Below are 16,047 nucleotides of genomic sequence, written 5' to 3' on the forward strand. Positions count from 1 at the left end.
AAACCGTTTTCCAACGCTAGTCCCGGGAGACTACGACATGGCACGTGCCCACCCCCTTGCATCGTTCCGTCTGAAGACCGCGGGTTTAAAGACCGCCATTGCAGCAGCCGTCTTTAGCCTCGCCTCGCTCGGCGCGCAAGCGCAGACTGCTGCAACCGCATCACAGATCCCCAACCCGAGCACCGAGATCACGCAGAGCGGCTACTCGCCGGTCTACCTCGGCGTCGATGCGGAAACGGCGACGGTGCCGTCGAACCCGGCAACGGCCGGCGGCGCGCCGACCATCAGCCGCGCCTACATCACGCGCATCGACCTGTTCGCGCCGGGCATCTCGCTCGAAACGACGCAGCACAGCGGGTCGCTCAACACGACGGCCGAAACGATCTCGCAGTTCGCCGCGCGTACGCGTACGCGCATCGCGATCAATGGCAATTTCTTCGCGCCGTGCTGCAACGCGGCGCCGGAACCGAAAACCGTGATCGGCCTGCTCGTCTCGAACGGCACGGTGGTGAGCCCGCTCACGACCGATCCGACGCAAAGCGAAGCGGTGCTCGCGGTGACGCGGCAGAACCGCGCGTATATCGCCGAAGCGCCGGAGATTTCGCCGGCGCAACTGAAGCTGATCCAGTACGCGGTCGCCGGTTCGGCGATCCTTGTGAAGAACGGCCAGGACGTCAGCGCGCAAAGCCCGAACGAGGGCGATCCGCTCAATCCGAATCCGCGCACGCTCGTCGGCCTGTCGCAAAACGGGCGCTATCTGTATTTCGCGGTGGTCGACGGCCGCTTGCCCGGCTATTCGACCGGCACGACGAACGAGCAATCGGCGCAACTGATGCTAGCGGCAGGCGCCACCGACGCGATCAATCTCGACGGCGGCGGCTCGACCGAAATGGTGCGGGCCGATGTACTCGGGCAGCCGTTTATCGTGAATACGCCAAGCGGCGGCGCCGAGCGCTTCGACGCGGTCGGCTTCGGCGTGCACGCGTTAGCGTTGCCGCAACTGCCGTTCTAAGCGGCACGGGGGCGGGCCGCACTGAACCAGATCGCGGTTTCGCGCCCATTCGCGGCGAGCGCCTCGCGTGGCGAGACGCCGTAACGCTCCCTGAAGGCGCGGCTAAAGTGCGCGGGCGTCGAAAACCCGCAGCGATACGCGATATCGCTGATCTGCACGCGGCCTTTATCGCCATGCCCGCCGCGCCTCAACATATCCGCCGCCAGCACGAGACGGCTCTCCCACACGTAGCGCATGACCGACTGGCCTTCGCCGCGGAACAGCCGGCTCAGGTGCGCCTCCGACACGCAGACCGCCGCGGCGATCAGCGGCACTGTCAGTTCCGGATTGCGCAGGTTCTGCGCGATAAAGCGCTTGGCGCGAAATAGCGTCGCATCGCCGCTGCGCGCACGCGTCAGCGCGGCAGGGTCCTCGATCAGCAGATCGATCAGTTCGAGCAACTGATCGCCCTGGCGGTGGCGCAGACTCGCGCTCGTCTCGCCGCGCTGCGCGGCGATCGACGTGACGAGTTCGCTGATCGCGCGCGTATCGGCGGCCGACATATCGGGCGTGATCAGACCGCGCAGCGTGTGCCGCAGGCCACGCTCCTTCAGCGCATGCGACGGGAAACGCAGCGCGATCAAATCGGTCTGCCCACCGAACGACTGCCAGTAATCCTGCGAAGACTCGACGAGCACGATCTCGCCGGGTCCGATGCGCCGCGCCTGCCCGCCCTGCTCGATATGCATCGCGCCGCTTTTGACGAGCTTCAGATATAGCCACGTATCGCCGCGGTCGGCCAGCGGCGACAGCGACATATGTGCGAAACGCCCGTCCAGCATGTCGAGCCGGCCAAGGCTCCACGCATCGAGGCACGAACCGGCCGGATCGCCCGACTCGTACTCGCAATCGAGGTGCAGCTTCATCGCGCTGTCACGGCGCCAACTGTCCTTGCTGTCGGGCTCGTGGGTCAGCACCAGGTGGCGGCAGTAATCGTTTTGCATGTGCTCAAGAGGTTGTCAGTCATGAAACGTAGATCGAAAGATCCAGCGCTTTCGATGCCTACATGGAGAACAGAGCGCAACGACCGCTTATTCCAGCAAAAGCCGGTTACACGGCCTGAAAGGCGCATGGCCGCCGCACGCACTTTCGCCGCCGCGCAAAAAGCGCGCTTCGGCCAACCCGTTCGCCGGTCCTGGAACACTGCCGTGCGCACCGTTTCCTTACGCTTGCCGAACCGGTCCGCTCAACCGCACCACGCGCCATTGTCCGCACGCGTCGCACGACACGCTGCCCCCTACATTTCGCTTCAAGGAGCCTGCATGCAAGCGTTTCAAAGCCATTTCTGGAACTGGGAATCCCATCCGGCCGCTGACCAGGCCGTCCAGCCGCTGCGCATCGTGCGCGGCGACGGCTGCATCCTCTACGACGATCAGGGTAGCGAACTGGTCGACGGCTCGTCCGGACTCTGGAACGTCGCGGTCGGACATAACCGCCGCGAAGTCAAGCAAGCGATTTCGGAGCAACTCGACGAGCTCGAATACTCGACCCTTTTCGGCGGCGCGATCTCGCACCCGCGTGCCGAGGAACTCGCGAAACGCCTCGTCGACATGCTCGATCCAGAAGGCATGCGCCGCGTGTTTTTCAGCCAGAGCGGCTCGGACGCGGTCGAAACTGCCATGAAGCTCGCGCGTCAGTACTGGAAAATCGAAAAGCAGCCAGAACGTAGCAAGTTCATCGCGCTACGCATGGCCTATCACGGCACGCATTTCGGCTCAGGCGCCGTGAACGGCCTTACCGTATTCCGGCGCAATTACGAACCGACGTTACCCGGTGTTTTTCATGTCGAGCCGCCGTGGCTATATCGCAATCCGTTCACTGAGGATCCCGATGAACTCGGCAAGCTTTGCGCGGCGCTGCTCGAACGCGAGATTGTGTTTCAGGGGCCGGACACGGTCGCTGCATTTATCGCCGAGCCGATTCAGGGCGCGGGCGGCGTGATTGTGCCGCCCGCGAATTACTGGCCGCTTGTGCGCGAGGTATGTGACCGCCACGGGGTGCTGCTGATCGCCGACGAAGTGGTGACCGGCTTCGGACGTACCGGCGCGTTATTCGGCAGCCGCCTGTGGGGCGTGAAACCCGACATCATGTGTTTCGCGAAGAGCCTCTCGTCGGGCTATGTGCCGCTCGGCGCAACCGTCGTCAACGAACGCATCGAGCGCGCGTTTCACACCAACAGCGATTTCACCGGCGCGATCATGCACGGCTATACGAACTCCGGTCATCCGGTTGCATGCGCGGCCGCGCTCGCCACGCTCGATATCATCGAACGCGACCAGCTCACGGCCAATGCCGCGACGCAGGGCGACTATCTACTCGACGCGCTGCGTCCGTTTGCCGAACGTTTCGACACGGTTGGCGACGTGCGCGGCAAGGGCCTGCTCGTCGCGCTCGATCTCGTGGCGGACAAGTCGACGCGCGAGCCGGTCGATCTGATGGGCGGGTACCACAATCGCGTGTGCGATATCGCACGCGCGCACGGCGCACTTGTGCGGCCCATGGGAACGGTGATAGTTGCCGCACCGCCGCTGGTCGCCGACAGGAAGCACCTCGACGTGATCGTGGCAGCACTTGCCGCAGGGCTCGAACAAGCAGAACGCTAGTAGCGCGACGCTTCTTTTCACACCGCTCAAATACACCGGCGCCCGATACGCCCCTATCGGGCGCCGGTCGTTCCGCGCTTTTCTGCACTGCTGCCCATTTCCATCGTGACTCGCACGCCGCTTCACAGCACGGCGGCTGTGCCGAAATCCGCATTGCGCATGCCGCGATCTGCCAAGACGGCCAGAAATTGGCTTTCTATATTCGCGCCAATCGGTCCGACAGCCGCTTGCGCTTGCGGCCCGCGGGCTTCGCGTTTTCCTGCATTGCCCGCTGCTTCGCGTCATCCGTAATCTCGTGCATTCCGATCGTGTGAGGCGTCATCGCATCGAACCATCCGGCAAACCGCGCCGCCACGCGTGCCTATCATTACGCTGCGCGAAACGCCTGCTTTCCTGTCCATCAGCTGTGCCGACGTAAGGAGAAGCCATGAGCTTGTGCAAAACACTAAAGCCGTTCGCGCTGTTGCTGGGAGTCGTGCTCGCCATTGCCGCGTCCGCCGCGTCGGCGGACGAACTGACCGTGAAGATCGGTTCCGCGGCACCGCTGACAGGGCAGAACGCCGGTTACGGCAAGGATCTGCAAAACGGCATCCGGCTCGCCATCGACGAAGCGAACGCGCAGAAGATCAAGATCGGCGACCAGGTGGCGACCTTCGTGCTCGTCTCCGAAGACGACCAGGCGGACCCGCGCGTCGGCGTGCAGGCTGCGCAGAAGCTCGTCGATGCGAACGTCGCCGTGGTGGTCGGCCACTTCAATTCGGGCACGACGATTCCCGCGTCGCAAGTCTACGAAACAGCAGGTATCCCGATGATCGACCCGGCGGCAACCAATCCGACGATCACGAATCGTGGCTTTGCGAACACGTTCATGGTGATTTCGACCGATGCGCAAAATGCCGGCAACGCAGGCACCTATGCGGTCAAGACGACGAAAGCGAAGCGCATCGCGATCATCGACGACCGCACCGCGTTCGGCCAGGGCGAAGCCGATGAATTCGAAAAAGCCGTCAAGGCCGCCGGCGGCAACATCGTCGCGCGCGAGTACACGGACAATCACGCGGTCGACTTCAGCACGCAGCTCACGAAGATCAAATCGACCAACGCGGATCTGATTTTCTTCGGCGGCCTCGATACGCAGGCGGCCGCGATCGCGAAGAAGATGAAACAGCTCGGCATGAGTGCGCAGCTGCTCGGCGGCGGCGGTGTGGAAGACCCCGAGTTCATCAAGCTTGCCGGCGACGCGGCCGAGGGCACGATGGCCTGGGAATACGGCCGGCCGCTCGCGCAATTGCCGGGCGGCAAGGACTTCTCGCAGAAGTTCAAGGCGAAGTTCGGCGAAGACATCCTGTCGTATGCGCCGTTCGGCTATGACGGGACGTGGGCCGCGATCAAGGCGATGCAGGCAGCAGGTTCCGCGACACCGTCCGCCTACCGGCCGAAACTCAAAAGCATCAGCTTCGAAGGCGTGACCGGCACGATTGCGTTCGACAGCACCGGTGCGTTGAAGAATGCCGCCTCGACGCTGTATCAGGTGAAGAACGGCGTGTGGGTGCCGGTTGTGACGAAGACCGGCACGTAGGCCCTTGCTCGCCCGTTGCGCTTACTGTGCCGCCTTAGGAGCGAGTGGCGCGACGGGCGGCCGCGCTTCGTTTCCGGCGCGCACGACGATCTGCGACAGCGCATCGCGTTCGACTCTGACAAGCGATGCACGTGCCGCGGCGAACTCGTCCGCGCTGCACATCTGGTGCCCGAAGCGCGCGCTCAGCCGCCGCGTGATCTGCACGATCCGCGTATCGGGATCGAACACGTAGTGCGATGAGAAATCGAAGAAGCGGTCGTGCACCTGCGCGTCTTGTGGCAGATCGGTCACGCGCACGCTGTCGGGCAGCGTGATTTGCGAGGTCTCGTCGAAGTCGCCGCCGATGCAGACCCACGGCTGCGTGCGCTGCGGTTCGGCAAGCCAGACCTGCACCTGCGTCGCGATACCGCCCGACAGGCTCGTCAACGCGGGCAGCGCGGTCGTGCCGTCCGGCCACGTCACGTGCTCGAGCGTGCCTTGCATCGACGTGACGAACGGCCCGGCGGTCGCATTCAATTCCCCAGGCCGCATCCGCGCGAAGCCGGTGAGGCCGGTTTGCCGCAGCCGTTCGGCAGCGATCTGCTGCCAGCGCTGGCGCGTCGAACGCCGGAACATATTGCGTTCCGTTTCGGCCGGCGCGCCGGCATCTTCGACGCGATAGCTGAAACGGCCCGCGCCGCCGCGATCGATGTCGATCTGCAGGCGCGCGTCGCGCGCACGCTGCTGCACGGCCGGCGTGCGCACGAGGATGCCGTCGTCGACCAGCAGCACCGGCCGGTCCATCACGCTGGCCGGCAAATAGCCGAAGCCGGTGCCGCCCGCGGTCGTATCGGCGAACAGCGCGAGCGAAGAAATCCAGGTAATCACATGATTGATCGCGCTCGCGCCGTAGCCCGGCACATCGGGCAGCGTATAGACCGGCCCGAGGTTCAGCAGCACCGGCTGGTTTTGAATACCGACCGCGGCCAGCAGCGCGCCATATAGCGCGACATGGTCCTTGCAATCGCCGTAGCGGTTGCGCAGCACGTCGACGGCCTTGTGCGGCACCGCCGCGGTTTCGCCGAGAAAAAGCGCGACGTAGCGGATATTGAAGCGCATCCAGTCGTAGAGAATCCGCGCCTTCTCACGCGGGTCGTCGGTCTGCGCGGTCAGCTGCCGCGCGAGCCGCACGATGGTCGGATCGTTCGTCGACGGGTCGGCGGCCGCGTTGCGATAGCGCGCGGCAAATGCGGCGAAATCGGGCGTCGTCGATACCATCAGCCGGTCGCCCCACGTCGCATAGCCGACCGCGCCCGATTCGATCGGCGCATAGGGGCCGTGCTGATAATCGAACGTGTAGCGCGTGCGGCCGTTTTCGGTGACGGGCGGCTCCGCGACGTAGCCGCGCGCATCGGCATAGAGCGGCACGTCGGCGGGCAGATCGAAAATCAGCTTCTGCATCTCGATCGGCCCACGCGACGGTTCGACGAAATACGCGAATGTACCGGTCTGCAGCGGCACCGTGCGCGTCTTGCGAAACGCGAGATGCACGCGCGAGCCCGGTTCGACGCCCGGAAAGATTACCGTGCGCAACACGCCGTCCTGGAACGTCGGTGCGCCGGCCGAGCGCGGCTCCTGCACGTCGCGAATGCCGTCGGGGCCGACCGGATGCGCGACGCCGTCGCGGTCGATCGTGTCCGCCGCGAGCAGTTGCACCTGCTCGATGTCCTTGTTGAACCAGACGTAGCGCTGCGCGATATCGTCGACGCCGCTCGTCGTGTTCGCGCGCAACACGGTGTCGTCGTGTTCTTCGACGGAGCCGTCTTTCTGCACGATGAATAGATGGACGTCGCGCTCGATGGTCGAAGGCGGGGTATCGCCCGGTGAGGCCGTCGCCTCGTCGGCCCATGCGCCTCGCGCGACAAACAAGGCGCAAACGAACGCCAGCAGACAGGCGCGCGGCGAGTTCGCGGCGGTGAATGCGCGGAACGCCGGTATACGGCGGCCCGACAGCATGCGCAGCGCGCGTTGCGCCAACGTGCGGGCGCTTCGTCTCGACCCGCTCATGCGCGCTGCGCGCCCGATGGCGTCCGTGCGTGTCGCGTGCGCCAGACGCGCGGGCTCATCCCGAACTCAGCCCGAAACGCGTGGTTGAAGTTCGACAGATCGTTGAAGCCGCAACCGAACGCGATATCGACGATCCGCTCGCGCGTGCCGTCGCTGTCGGCAAGCTGCAGCGCCGCATGGCGCAATCGCGCGCGCAGCACATACTGATACGGCGTGACGCCGGCGATGCGCTCGAATGTGCGCAGGAAATGGAAGTCGCTCAGGCCGCATGCCTGCGCGAGCGTGTGCAAGGTGTGCGGCGCGTCCGGTGTGCTGTCGATCAGGCGCACGGCTTGCGCGACACGCGACCACGCGGCGGCCGGTGCATGGGCGCGTCGCTCGTGCGCATGCTTGCGTTGACCGGCGCCGGCCGCCTGCAATGCCGCGACGGCGAGTTCGATAGCCAGTTCGTCCCAGGCAAGCGATACGGCTGTCGAGATTCCCGCGCACGCCCGTGCAACAAGCGGCGCGGTGGCACGCAGCGGCGCGATGCTCGCACACGCGAAGCGCGGCGTGCCGCGGCCGCTCGTACGTGCGCTGACGCTTATGCCGCTTACAACGCCCGCATCGGCCGCAAGCGATTCGAAATACCCGGGCCGATAGTGAAACGATACGCAGCGGTCGCCCGCGCCATAACGGTGTCCGCATTCGAAACACTCGCCGTCGTTGCCGACGAGCAGCGCGCCGGGCGCCAGCAGCGCGCGCGCCTGCGCGCTCCGGTAGCCGAACGAGCCGGCCACGACCGCCGCAATGCAGACGCCGTCGTGCCGTTCGCCGAATGGATGGTCGTGCGGGCCGAATGTGCAGAGCATGTCCATGACGGACCAGCCATCGCCCGCCGCGAGCGGCCTCGCGAGCAGCGCGCCACACGCGCCGGCTTGATCGCGCGCGCGCAGCGCATCGTCCAGTTGCGCGGCAATTTTCCCCAAGATGTCACCCCTCGAACGCCGTATCGTTGTTTTATCACATCGACGCAAAGCGCGGTCGTATGTGCGCCCCGCCCTTTTCAACGCGAACGGAGCATCGGTGAAATGAACGCAGATCGCCTGCACGAACCCGTCGCAGCGGAATCGCTGCTCACTGCGCTGAGCGCGCCTTGCCGCGCTGCCGATATCGACGAAGCAGACGACGTCTACGGCTGGCTCGTCGGCAGCTGGCGTATGCAGGTGCTGCACTATCGCGAAGACCTGCGCGCCGCGCCGCTGCAAGGCGAGATCGAATTCGGCCGGGTGCTCGAGGGCCGCGCGGTGCAGGACGTCTGGATCATGCCGCCGCGCGAGCACCGCGCACACGCGGCAGGCGACGGCGCCCGTGGCGGCGCCGTCAGGTCCAACGGCACACATGACATGTATGGAACGACACTGCGCATCTGGGACCCGGCGTTGCGCGCATGGCGCGTCACGTATCTGAACCCGGCGACGGGCCAGCGCGACGAACTGATTGGCCGGCGCATCGGCGACGCGATCGTGCAGATCGGCACGCACGCGGACGGCACGCCGATTCGCTGGAATTTCACGGACATCGGCCGCGATGCCTTTCACTGGACCGGCGTCGCACTCGCGCCGGACGGCGTCACATGGACGCTCGAAGCGGAATTTGCCGCACAACGCCTACGTTGAGTGCCTGCGTCCTGCACGATCGATCTCAACGCTGCCGCAATTCATTCCCCTCGTCATGCGAAAGCTTGACGAAGAACAGCAACGAACAGAGCGTCAAAGCGCCGACCACGAAAAACGCCGGTGAAAAATCGCGCGCACCGAGTTGCGCCGCGCTGCCGCCATTCAGATACGCCGTCAACGCGAGCAGCGACGCGGCAAACGCCACGCCGACGCTGATCGACAGTTGCTGGGCCATGCTTGCGAGCGCGGTCGCGCGGCTCATTTGCGGCTTCGGCATATCCGAATAGCCGAGCGTGTTGAGCGTCACCATCGCGAGCGAATTGAACAGGCCGCCGAACAGCAGCACGACGAAAATCAGCGCGTGCGGCGTGGCCGGACTGAAAAGACCGTAGCTCGCGTAGAAGCAGCCCGTGACGAGCGTCGCGCCGATCAGCAGCCGGCGAAAGCCGATACCGCGGATCGCCGGCCCCATCAGCGCACGCACCGACAGCGACCCGACCGCGGTGGCGACACTGATCGAGCCCGATGCGAGCGGCGAGAGCCCGAAGCCCAACTGCAGCATCAGCGGCAGCAGAAACGGCGACGCACCGAGCGCGATGCGCAACGGCATGCCGCCGACCACTGCGGTGCGATACGCGTGATAACGGAGCAGACCCGGATCGATGATCGGCTCCCGATGACGCCGCGTGTAAAACCAGTACGCGACGAGCGCCAGCGCGCCGGTGCCGATCAGCGCGAGCGTCACCGGTTGCGCCACGAGTCCGCGCCCGGCCGTCTCGAAGCCGCCGACCATCCCGACCAGCCCGACGGACAGCAGCAGAAAGCCTGGCAGATCGAAGCGCGTATCGTGCGGCTCCTGCGTATCTTCGATAAACGCGAGCGCGCATAGCACACCGATCACGCCGAACGGCACATTGAGCAGAAAGATCCAGCGCCACGACGCGACGGTAACGACCAGGCCGCCGAGCAGCGGTCCGGCGAGGCGCCCCACCGCGCCCGGCACCGTGAACCAGACCATCGCGGCCACCATGCGCGCGGGCGGCACGCTGCGCAGCAGGATCAGCCGCCCGACCGGCACCATCATCGCGCCGCCCATGCCCTGTATGACGCGAAACAGCACGAGTTGCGGCAGCGAAGTCGCGAGGCCGCACAGCGTCGAGCCCACCGAGAACAGCACGATCGCCGTGCAAAAAATGCGGCGTGTGCCGAAACGATCGGCAAGCCAGCCGCTTGCCGGCAGGAACACGGCAAGGCTCAGCAGATACGAGGTAATCGCCAGATTCAGATGCAGCGGTTCGACGGCAAGCGAGCGTGCGATCGACGGCAACGCGGTTGCCATGATCGACGTGTCGAGGTTTTGCAGCAACAGGGGGCAGGCAACGATGATGGGGATCAGTCGGGCACGGTCGGTCATGCGTTTCTTTTACCGCAAAACACGTCGGACGACGAGCGATCGCGCCGTGCCCACTGTTACCGAGCATTTCGTGCAGACGTTTGCGCGGCGCGAGGCGGCCTGCTCGAGTGGCCCGCTCAAGCGCAACCGCGCGCGCTCAGCGCGGATCGTCGCATGCGCATCGAATGCTCACGGTGCTGTCGGCGCTCAGTGTCCGCGCCAGCATCCGCGCCGTGTGTTCAGGCGCCATCGCTTTCGCCGAGGCCTGCGAGCAGCTCATGCAGCTTCTCGACATGCCGGATCAGCATATGCCGATGCTTTTCGATCTGTTCGAGCCGGCCCGCGAGGTCCGCATGCACGTGGTCGTCGAGATCGACCGCGCCCATCACGTCTTCGACCTTCGTGCGCAGTGCGCCAACGTCGACCGGCGGATGCGTGAGGTGCCGCTCGAAGCGCCGCACCTCCTGCATCGCGAGGTCGCGCACCTTGCGCAGATACGCCTGCTTGCGATGCGCTTCGGCGTCTTTCGCGTCGTCGTCGGGCTTCTTCGCGGGCGTTTGCCCGAAGATCGGTTCGGGCGGCCGCAGCACCGCCTTCTTGCGCACCGGCGCCGCAGTGCCGCGAAAGCGCGCGAGCGGCGCTTCGTTGTCGATGGCGGTCTGTGCGGCTTCGGGCACTTCGTGTGCTTCGTGCGGTGCGTCCATCCAGCCGGCCGGCAGGCCCGTCACCGCCTCGACGCCGCGCGCGAACTCCTCGCTGAAATCGCGCTGGCCCGCGAGCATGAGCTTCAGGTACGACGCGGAGAATGTCATCATCCGCGCAAGACGCGTCGCCGCGCCAACCTCGCGCGTCAACAGCAGCAGATTCCCCCGCCAGACCGACAGCAGGGTTTCGTCGGAATATTCCATCGCTGGGCCTTCCTTTCGCTTTTTCCTTCCGAAGGCAACCCGGCACAGCGCGCATCGAGTGCGCTGCCGCGCTCGCCGATTCCCGTCAAAGATTAGTCGCTTCGTGATGCCGCGCGCAAGCCGGGCAGCCACCGCCGATGACGCGTGACGGCAACAGCCGCGCCGCATGGCACGTCGTTCCATGACAGGATTGACTGCGAGAAACGGTGCCTTGTTCCTTGGCACGTGAATTGCGCGCTTGAAAACGCTGGTACACGCTCGGACGCACCCGCGCGCGAGGGGGCTTCGCGCGACGGAAAGCGGGTTCGCGCGGCGATGGATTCGATGGCGTTTGGGTGGGGCCGCCGGCGCGTTCAGGTGCGGCTCGCGTGCACGGTCTCTCCGGCCCGCACGACGCGCGCGCACAACGATCGCCCGACCCAGTACGGCAGTTCCGCAAGCGACTCGACCGACCACACTGCGAAATCGGCTGCGCGACCGGCGGCGAGCACGCCGTGCACGTCGGCCTTGCCGAGTGCCTGTGCCGCATGTCGCGTCACCGCCTGCAGGATCTCGGGCACCGTCATCCGGAACAGCGTGGCCGCCATGTTCATCATCAGCAGCAGCGAGGTGGCGGGCGACGTACCGGGATTGCTGTCGGTCGAAATTGCGATCGGCACCGCATGGCGGCGCAGCAGGTCGAGCGGCGGCAATTGCGTCTCGCGGATAAAGTAGTACGCGCCCGGCAATAGAACCGCGACGGTGCCCGCCTCCTTCATCGCGACGACGCCGGCTTCGTCGAGGTATTCGAGGTGATCCGCGGACAATGCGCGGTAGCGTGCGGCAAGCGCGGCGCCACCGCTATTCGACAGCTGTTCCGCGTGCATCTTCACCGGCAGCTTGTAGCGCACCGCGGCCTCGAACACGCGCTCGCTCTGCGCCAGCGAAAAGCCGATGCGCTCGCAGAACACGTCGACGGCATCGACGAGCCCCTCGTCGGCCAGCGCGGGCAACATCCGTTCGCACACCTCGCGGATATATTCGTCGGCACGGCCTGCGTATTCGGGCGGCAACGCGTGCGCGCCGAGAAACGTCGTGTAGACCGAGACCGGATAGCGCTCACCGAGTTGCCGCGCGACGCGCAGCATCTTGCGCTCGTTTTCGAGGTCGAGGCCGTAGCCGGATTTGATTTCGATCGCGGTGACGCCTTCGGCGATCAGCGGTTCGAGCCGCGCGGCCGCTGCGCGCAGCAGTGCGTTCTCGTCGGCGGCACGTGTCGCGCGCACGGTCGATACGATGCCGCCGCCGCGCTGCGCGATCTCTTCGTAGCTGACGCCTTCGAGGCGCTGCGCAAACTCGTCGGCGCGCTGCCCGCCGTACACGAGATGCGTATGACACTCGACGAGCCCCGGCGTGACCCACGCGCCGCCCAGATCTTCGCGCGGCCAGCCGCGGTATGCGCCGGGCAGTTCATGCGCGGCGCCGAGCCATTCGATGCGGCCGTTCTGCACCGCGATTGCGGCATCGGCGATCGTGTCGTTCGGATCGCCTTGCGCGCAAAGCTTCAGGTGATGCCAGACGGTTTGCTTCATCGTGAGCTCGCTCGATAGGTGTGCGCTAGCGTGCGCGTCGTTCAGGCGCGCGCCGCGCGCCCGGCATGACGGATCGATATCGCAAGCACGGCACCGTTGCCGCTCAGGGCACAGTGCAGCTCATGCGTGGCGTCGTCGATCCACAGCGTGTCGTTCGTTGCAAGCGCAACGGGTTCGTCGATGCCGGCGAGCGTCACGTCCACCGAACCGGCGGCGCAAAACAGCAGCAACGTATCCGCCGAAGCCGTGTGCGACTCGCCGCCGCGCCATACGTCGATATCGCCTGTTGCGGCGCCGCGGCGGATCATCAGATTGAAGTCGCGCGTCGCGCCGTCGATCAGCCGTGCATCGACCGCCGCTTCGCCGGCAAAGCGCGCGATGTCGTACGGCCGCTCGAGCGCATGCGTGCGCCCTTGCGCTTCATCGAGCAGCATGCCCGCGCCGGACAGCAGCACGAGGGTACGGTCGATGCCCGCAAACGACGAGAACGGCCCCGGTTGCGCGACGTCGGCAAGACTCACGCGCCAGATAAACGTATCGAAGCCCGCGCCGTGCGGATACGCCGCGATCTCGCGCGTGACGCCGCCGCCGTTTTTCCATGGCGCGGCAATCAGATTCGCGCCGCGAATCAGCGTGGTTTTTATCGTTGATGCCATGGGCTCCGTGCGCGACGTCATGATGACCGGCCCAGCATCGGCAGCTTGAGGCCCGCATCGACGGCGGTCTTGCGCGCGAGGTCGTAACCGGCATCGGCATGACGCATCACGCCGCTTGCCGGGTCATTGAACAGCACGCGGCCCAGTCGCGCATGCGCGGCCTCGGTGCCATCGGCGACGATCACGACGCCCGCGTGCTGGCTATAGCCCATGCCGACGCCGCCGCCGTGATGCAACGATACCCACGTCGCGCCGCCCGCGGTGTTCAGCATCGCATTGAGCAGCGGCCAGTCGCTCACCGCATCGGAGCCGTCGAGCATCGCTTCGGTTTCGCGGTTCGGACTGGCGACCGAGCCGGTATCCAGATGATCGCGGCCGATCACGATCGGCGCCTTCAGTTCGCCCTTCCTGACCATTTCGTTGAACGCCTGGCCCAGGCGATAGCGGTCGTTCACGCCGACCCAGCAGATGCGTGCGGGCAGGCCCTGGAACGCAATCCGTTCGCGCGCCATATCGAGCCAGTTGTGCAGATGCGCATCGTCGGGTATCAGCTCCTTCACTTTCGCATCGGTCTTGTAGATATCCTCAGGATCGCCCGACAGCGCGACCCAGCGGAACGGCCCCTTCCCCTCGCAAAACAGGGGCCGCACATAGGCGGGCACGAAGCCGGGGAAATCGAATGCATTGTCGACACCCATGTCGAGCGCCATCTGCCGGATGTTGTTGCCGTAGTCGAGCGTCGCGGCGCCACGCTGCTGCAAGGTCAGCATGGCGCGCACCTGGTTGGCCATCGACTGCTTGGCCGGCATCACGATGCTTTGCGGATCAGTCTTTTGACGCTCGCGCCAGTCCGCGACGTTCCAGCCTTGCGGCAGATAACCGTTGATCGGGTCGTGCGCGCTGGTCTGGTCGGTGACGCAGTCGGGTGTGATGTTGCGTTTTACGAGTTCGGCGAAGACATCGGCCGCATTGCCGAGCAGGCCGATCGAAACTGGCTTGCCGCTGGCCTTCGCGTCGTCGAGCATGGCGAGCGCTTCGTCGAGCGTCTGCGCCTTTTTATCGACGTAACGCGTTTTCAGGCGGAAGTCGATGCGCGTTTCGTCGCATTCGACCGCGATCATCGAGAAACCCGCCATCGTCGCGGCGAGCGGCTGCGCGCCGCCCATCCCGCCGAGGCCGCCCGTCAGGATCCAGCGCCCCTGCGGCTTACCGCCGAAATGCTGGTTCGCGACCGAAAAGAATGTCTCGTACGTGCCCTGCACGATGCCCTGGCTGCCGATGTAGATCCAGCTGCCCGCGGTCATCTGCCCGTACATCATGAGGCCCTTGCGATCGAGTTCGTGGAAATGGTCCCACGTCGCCCAATGCGGCACGAGGTTCGAATTCGCGAGCAATACACGCGGCGCATCGGGATGCGTGCGGAACACGCCGACGGGCTTGCCCGATTGAATCAGCAGCGTCTCGTCGTCGTTGAGATCCTTCAGCGACGCGAGAATCTGATCGAAGCAATCCCAGTTGCGCGCTGCGCGCCCAATGCCGCCATAGACGACGAGCGCGTGCGGATGCTCGGCGACCTCCGCGTCGAGATTGTTCTGGATCATCCGGTACGCGGCTTCGGTGAGCCAGCTCTTACAGGTCTTCTCGCTGCCGCGCGGCGCGCGGATCGTGCGCGACGGGTCGAGGCGCGGATCGATATGCTTCGGGTTGTTCATGGTGATGAGCCTTGAAAGTGCGGATAAAAGCGGCTTGATAACCGCGGCCACGACAACGAAAAGTAAATGGCAGATACAGGGCGACTGCGGGGCGACTGCGGGGCAACTGCGGTGCAGCTACAAGGCAGCTACAAGGCAACTACAAGGCAACTGCGGCGGCCACGCTGCGCACGATCAGAAATGCCCGGTAAAACGGTAACGGCTGCCAGGGTGCCAGAGGTTGGCCACCGACGCGACAACGCCTTGCGACCATGTGCGCCGATGCAATACGAGGCACGGTTCGGCATCGTCCATCGACAGCCAGTCGCGTGTCACCTCGTCGGCCGCGAGCGCTTCGATCCGGTATTCGACGCGCTGCAGCGGCGCGACGCGCACGAGATACTGGTTCGGCGTGGTGTTCGTGAAGTCCTGCAGCGCATAGTCGGGCGCGACCGCCGGGTTGACCCAGCGTTCTTCGAGTTGCACCGGCTCGTCGTTCTCGAAGTGCAGCACGCGCGAATGGAAAATCGCGCTGCCCGCTTTCAGCTGCATCTCGCCGGCAAGCTCGGCATCGGCAATGGCACCGCCGATATGCAGCACCTTCGCGTGATAGCGATGGCCGCGCGCGACGATTTCATCGGAGATGCTGCGAATCGCGACGAGCGTCGACTCATACTTCGGGCGCGCGACGAAGGTGCCCGAGCCCTGCACGCGCGTGAGCACCTGCTCGGCGGTCAACTCGCGCAGTGCGCGGTTCACCGTCATGCGCGCGACGTTGAAATCGCGTGCGAGCTCGTTTTCCGACGGCACCTGGTCGCCTTCGGCCCACTCGCCCGCGTGAATGCGGCCGAGGATGAAGTCCTTGATGCCCTGATAGGCGGGTGCGTTCAT

The 16,047-nt window shown here is 65.4% G+C and carries 13 protein-coding genes; 4 read left to right on the forward strand and 9 right to left on the reverse strand.

Annotated features, from left to right (window positions below; all coding sequences use genetic code 11):
* Positions 1-37 precede the first annotated feature (37 nt).
* Positions 38-1,012 carry a phosphodiester glycosidase family protein gene (locus ACYPXD_RS23205; protein ID WP_459716475.1) on the forward strand — a complete coding sequence of 325 codons (975 nt, stop codon included), beginning with the start codon at positions 38-40 and terminating at the stop codon, positions 1,010-1,012.
* Here ACYPXD_RS23205 and ACYPXD_RS23210 read toward each other — a convergent pair.
* Positions 1,009-1,995: a helix-turn-helix domain-containing protein gene (locus ACYPXD_RS23210; protein ID WP_459716476.1), complete on the reverse strand. Its 987-nt coding sequence runs from the start codon at positions 1,993-1,995 to the stop codon at positions 1,009-1,011. The two genes, ACYPXD_RS23205 and ACYPXD_RS23210, sit on opposite strands and share 4 nt — an antisense overlap.
* 318 nt (positions 1,996-2,313) lie before the next feature.
* Between ACYPXD_RS23210 and ACYPXD_RS23215 the strand changes: the two genes are divergently transcribed.
* Positions 2,314-3,654 carry an aminotransferase class III-fold pyridoxal phosphate-dependent enzyme gene (locus ACYPXD_RS23215; protein WP_459716479.1) on the forward strand — a complete coding sequence of 447 codons (1,341 nt, stop codon included), beginning with the start codon at positions 2,314-2,316 and terminating at the stop codon, positions 3,652-3,654.
* A 427-nt stretch (positions 3,655-4,081) separates the two neighbouring features.
* On the forward strand, positions 4,082-5,233 hold the full coding sequence (locus ACYPXD_RS23220; RefSeq protein ID WP_459716481.1) for a branched-chain amino acid ABC transporter substrate-binding protein: 1,152 nt from the start codon (positions 4,082-4,084) through the stop codon (positions 5,231-5,233).
* Positions 5,234-5,254: 21 nt separating this feature from the next.
* Here the strand turns inward: ACYPXD_RS23220 and ACYPXD_RS23225 are convergent, their stop codons facing one another.
* On the reverse strand, positions 5,255-7,279 hold the full coding sequence (locus tag ACYPXD_RS23225) for a DUF3857 domain-containing transglutaminase family protein (RefSeq protein ID WP_459716483.1): 2,025 nt from the start codon (positions 7,277-7,279) through the stop codon (positions 5,255-5,257).
* Positions 7,276-8,247 carry a helix-turn-helix transcriptional regulator gene (locus tag ACYPXD_RS23230; protein WP_459716485.1) on the reverse strand — a complete coding sequence of 324 codons (972 nt, stop codon included), beginning with the start codon at positions 8,245-8,247 and terminating at the stop codon, positions 7,276-7,278. The genes ACYPXD_RS23225 and ACYPXD_RS23230 overlap by 4 nt, the downstream gene beginning before the upstream one ends.
* Before the next feature lie 102 nt (positions 8,248-8,349).
* Between ACYPXD_RS23230 and ACYPXD_RS23235 the strand changes: the two genes are divergently transcribed.
* Positions 8,350-8,937: a hypothetical protein gene (locus tag ACYPXD_RS23235; protein WP_459716487.1), complete on the forward strand. Its 588-nt coding sequence runs from the start codon at positions 8,350-8,352 to the stop codon at positions 8,935-8,937.
* Between the two features lie 25 nt (positions 8,938-8,962).
* Here the strand turns inward: ACYPXD_RS23235 and ACYPXD_RS23240 are convergent, their stop codons facing one another.
* The 6 genes from ACYPXD_RS23240 to hutC all read right to left on the reverse strand — a co-directional run bounded on the left by ACYPXD_RS23240 (position 8,963) and on the right by hutC (position 16,047).
* Positions 8,963-10,351: a DHA2 family efflux MFS transporter permease subunit gene (locus ACYPXD_RS23240; protein ID WP_459716489.1), complete on the reverse strand. Its 1,389-nt coding sequence runs from the start codon at positions 10,349-10,351 to the stop codon at positions 8,963-8,965.
* A 218-nt stretch (positions 10,352-10,569) separates the two neighbouring features.
* Positions 10,570-11,238 (reverse strand): hypothetical protein, encoded by a 669-nt coding sequence (locus ACYPXD_RS23245; RefSeq protein WP_459716492.1) that lies wholly within the window; start codon positions 11,236-11,238, stop codon positions 10,570-10,572.
* Positions 11,239-11,591: 353 nt separating this feature from the next.
* Positions 11,592-12,809 carry an imidazolonepropionase gene (hutI, locus tag ACYPXD_RS23250; protein WP_459716494.1) on the reverse strand — a complete coding sequence of 406 codons (1,218 nt, stop codon included), beginning with the start codon at positions 12,807-12,809 and terminating at the stop codon, positions 11,592-11,594.
* Positions 12,810-12,850: 41 nt separating this feature from the next.
* Positions 12,851-13,465, reverse strand: a complete 615-nt coding sequence (locus ACYPXD_RS23255) for a HutD/Ves family protein (RefSeq protein WP_459716497.1) — start codon at positions 13,463-13,465, stop codon at positions 12,851-12,853.
* 17 nt (positions 13,466-13,482) lie between these two features.
* Positions 13,483-15,177: a urocanate hydratase gene (gene hutU / locus ACYPXD_RS23260; protein ID WP_459716499.1), complete on the reverse strand. Its 1,695-nt coding sequence runs from the start codon at positions 15,175-15,177 to the stop codon at positions 13,483-13,485.
* Positions 15,178-15,351: 174 nt separating this feature from the next.
* Positions 15,352-16,047, reverse strand: coding sequence for a histidine utilization repressor (hutC, locus tag ACYPXD_RS23265; protein WP_459716504.1), 696 nt, complete (start codon positions 16,045-16,047; stop codon positions 15,352-15,354).

Source organism: Paraburkholderia sp. 2C (genome assembly GCF_054589215.1).

What these genes read in the sequence shown, in the direction of transcription:
- ACYPXD_RS23205 (WP_459716475.1), top strand. Translation starts at nt 38, where the DNA reads ATGGCACGTGCCCACCCCCTTGCATCGTTCCGTCTGAAGACCGCGGGT.
- ACYPXD_RS23210 (WP_459716476.1), bottom strand. Translation starts at nt 1,995, where the DNA reads ATGCAAAACGATTACTGCCGCCACCTGGTGCTGACCCACGAGCCCGAC.
- ACYPXD_RS23215 (WP_459716479.1), top strand. Translation starts at nt 2,314, where the DNA reads ATGCAAGCGTTTCAAAGCCATTTCTGGAACTGGGAATCCCATCCGGCC.
- ACYPXD_RS23220 (WP_459716481.1), top strand. Translation starts at nt 4,082, where the DNA reads ATGAGCTTGTGCAAAACACTAAAGCCGTTCGCGCTGTTGCTGGGAGTC.
- ACYPXD_RS23225 (WP_459716483.1), bottom strand. Translation starts at nt 7,279, where the DNA reads ATGAGCGGGTCGAGACGAAGCGCCCGCACGTTGGCGCAACGCGCGCTG.
- ACYPXD_RS23235 (WP_459716487.1), top strand. Translation starts at nt 8,350, where the DNA reads ATGAACGCAGATCGCCTGCACGAACCCGTCGCAGCGGAATCGCTGCTC.
- ACYPXD_RS23240 (WP_459716489.1), bottom strand. Translation starts at nt 10,351, where the DNA reads ATGACCGACCGTGCCCGACTGATCCCCATCATCGTTGCCTGCCCCCTG.
- ACYPXD_RS23245 (WP_459716492.1), bottom strand. Translation starts at nt 11,238, where the DNA reads ATGGAATATTCCGACGAAACCCTGCTGTCGGTCTGGCGGGGGAATCTG.
- hutI (WP_459716494.1), bottom strand. Translation starts at nt 12,809, where the DNA reads ATGAAGCAAACCGTCTGGCATCACCTGAAGCTTTGCGCGCAAGGCGAT.
- ACYPXD_RS23255 (WP_459716497.1), bottom strand. Translation starts at nt 13,465, where the DNA reads ATGGCATCAACGATAAAAACCACGCTGATTCGCGGCGCGAATCTGATT.
- hutU (WP_459716499.1), bottom strand. Translation starts at nt 15,177, where the DNA reads ATGAACAACCCGAAGCATATCGATCCGCGCCTCGACCCGTCGCGCACG.
- hutC (WP_459716504.1), bottom strand. Translation starts at nt 16,047, where the DNA reads ATGAACGCACCCGCCTATCAGGGCATCAAGGACTTCATCCTCGGCCGC.